General features: G+C 37.8%; 2 protein-coding genes. Both read right to left on the reverse strand.

The genetic code is table 11. The features are described 5' to 3' along the window. Positions 1-318: 318 nt before the first annotated feature. Positions 319-747, reverse strand: a complete 429-nt coding sequence (locus WC623_RS24795) for a hypothetical protein (protein WP_372856279.1) — start codon at positions 745-747, stop codon at positions 319-321. Positions 748-1,129: 382 nt separating this feature from the next. After that, positions 1,130-2,734, reverse strand: a complete 1,605-nt coding sequence (locus WC623_RS24800; protein WP_372856281.1) for an IS1634 family transposase — start codon at positions 2,732-2,734, stop codon at positions 1,130-1,132. Positions 2,735-3,036 lie beyond the last annotated feature (302 nt).

The following is a 3,036-nucleotide window of genomic DNA, read 5'->3' on the forward strand; positions in this document are numbered from 1 at the left end:
ACCAACAATGACGCTGGGGGTTACACCAATATCAACAATGACGCCAGGGGTTACATCAACATCAACGGGTTTTGGAGTTACACCAGTATCAACAGCGACACCAGGTGTTACACCAGCATCAACAGTAACGCCAGAGGTTACACCAGCATCAACATGATGCCAATGGTTATACCAACAAATACATCAACAGATACCATAAGTGGAAAAGCTGTAAAAATTCGTGTAGAGTGTGCCCCCTTGTTTAAGTGGGCATCTTTTTTTACATTACAATTCTGTCCATAAAGGTTTTTGTTTGCGCTGCCGCATAGATTCTGAGCATCACCAAAACTGCCACCATGACTTTTTTGTGATCTCTTGAGGCGTCGGCATGAGTTGTTTTTGCATCGACATATTAATACTTTGTTCCTGGCTTACAAGCTGCATGGCACGATCTAACTTATTGCTCAGATCCTGTTTTTCCTGGCGGTGTAATGCAACTGCATTCTCATGTAATGCAGTCAGATCTTCCAGCTTTTTCTTTAAATATTCATTTTCATAATGCAGTTGGGTTACGTTTGTAATTTCCTGGGATGCATTTGCACTCTCATGTGAGTCAACCGTTTTCTCCTGGGATACAACCTCATTTTTTTGGGATGCAAAATAAGCTAATATGACATCCCGTAGGAAAGTACTTCTATCTTTATCCCCCTTCTTTTCTTCAATACTATCGTATAATTCCTGCTCAATTCTTAAAGTAATCTGCGGCATTTTGAATTCACTGTATTACAAACGCCTCCCGGATATAAAAAACAGCATGCTTAATAAAACTGGTCCTAAATCCTTTCACGGTTCCATCCCGCTAAAAACACCACTCATGCTCCCAAGAAGCTTGTTACCCTTTCCAGTTGGCATACCTAGCGCGCGACAGCCGCCAGCCCGCCAAAAAAAGAATTTCCGGATCTATCCTACTTTCCGCACATTTCCATCATGCAGCATACCACTTTTAAGATTTCCAGCAAATTAGATATAGAATTCGTTATGTAACAACTGAATCTGTGTAAAATTTATTATGTTCTTCATAAATCTTTTTTGTCAAAATTGCAGAATCCCGGATATACCTCAAGAGTTTATATTCAATTTATAATATAATTTATACACAGTATATTCTTTCATATCCGTTTCCAAAAAGTGCAAGCACTTTCCGATGTATTTCATTCAAGTTCATAATCATCACTCTTTTCTCATTTTCATAAAGAACCGTGATTCCTTCAAAAACCTGGAAAACACGTCTCATAGTTGGTTTTTTGGTAGGTTTCCCTTTTTGATCAGGTATAGACTGGTTTTCTCTGAGAAGTATCTCTCTCAATTTTTTCTGGGCAATACTATATATCATGAGAGCAAGTCCCATGATCATTACAAGTGCTATTATTCTGCTCTCGTTTTTCAGAAATATGCTGTGAGCAAAGAATAACGGGTCTTTTAAAAATCTAAAACCTCTTTCAACAGATTGCTGATCTTTGTATGTTTTCAATACTTCTTCATCGCTCATTTTATCGTCGTTAGTAGCCAGAATGAACTTTCCTTTTCTGAAAAGCACTTTTTTTATATTTTCATCGTCTTCTTCAAAACTCGCTTTCACATTACACATTATCTGCAGAGCATCATTCTTTTTTGGTCTTCCAACATTACCTTCTTTCTTCTTTCTGCTCTCTTCGATAGCGACATCCTTCACTTTGTGATATTTCCATTCCCGTGACATCTCTTCCAAAGCAGCCAGAGCGTCTTCTTTACAATAAAAATCGTTATTGGAAAAATGCCATACCTGCTTCTCTATCTTTTCCCTTTCTTTAGTTATGCTCTTGTTAAGGGTTTTACTTTCTCTCTCATATGCTTTCTGGGAGAATACCACTATCCATCTCTGCTTTACTCCATATGTAATTTCCGTGCTTAACAAACTATAACCATCTAACGATGTCTGATTCATGTCTTTCAAGTCAGAGATTTTAAGCAATTCTTTTGCATCAGATAATGTTTCTGGGACTCTTGTTATCCATTTATGGTCTTTTGAAATAGCTTTCAGGTTATCCTTACTGTAGAAAGCACTATCCCAGACCCAAATGCAATCCTTATCCCAGCTTTCCTTCAAAAGTTTTCCATAGTTCTTGGCAATCTCTCTGAAGTGATTTTTGTCCGATGCATTGCCACTCAATGTCTGTATAAAAAGTGGCAATTCTTTGGACATGATCAGAGATGTAACGAACTGTTTTAGATCCGGTCTATTATCTTTCGAATGTCCGTAGGTGACCTTGATAGGAACTGCATCCAGATCACCTTCTTCATGCTCGTATTCCCCCTGAACACTAAAGGTGGTAGTATCGTGATGAAGAAATCTACCCTTGAATCCATACTTTTTGTAAGCATTGATCGCTATCTGTAGAAATGTCTCTTCTGTTCCAGTTTGATACAATCTGTCCAGACTTCTTCCAAGCGTATCATCATTGAAGTCTTTCCATGAAAGATGCTCACCTATCAATAGTTCTACTGGTTTTGTTTTCATGAATTCAGGAAACAGATACAATGGTTTGCTTACAAATCCTAGAGCATTCATGATCATTGCTTCTACGGATTCACCGGTGGTTACCTTTTGTCTTTTATCTATTCCTACTATTCTGTCTATCTCCGCTGCAAGTTCAATTTCCTTGCAAACTCCTGCTACTATGCCAAGATGATCCAGGCTTTTACTGCTGTATTCCATTAATTTAATTCCTGATTTAGCAGGAGGTTATATTTAAATGTGCGGAAAACAGGTCGAGAGGGCAATAGAATATAAAAAGAGGGGCATTTATACTGATTTTATGTATGATATATAGATTATTGAGACAAATTATATAACTCTGTGAGTAGAATATCGATATGATGATAGAAATGAAAGAAAAGAAACAAACTACTAAAAAATCCCCCTCTTGCGACACATGGAATAATTTGTCCCGGGAGGGATTTATGGAAATGAATCCGGAAGATAAGGATATTTACCTGTTCCTGCGCGGCGGATTTGCT

This window comes from Pedobacter sp. (assembly GCF_041645105.1).
In the GTDB taxonomy this organism is placed as follows: Bacteria; Bacteroidota; Bacteroidia; order Sphingobacteriales; family Sphingobacteriaceae; genus Pedobacter.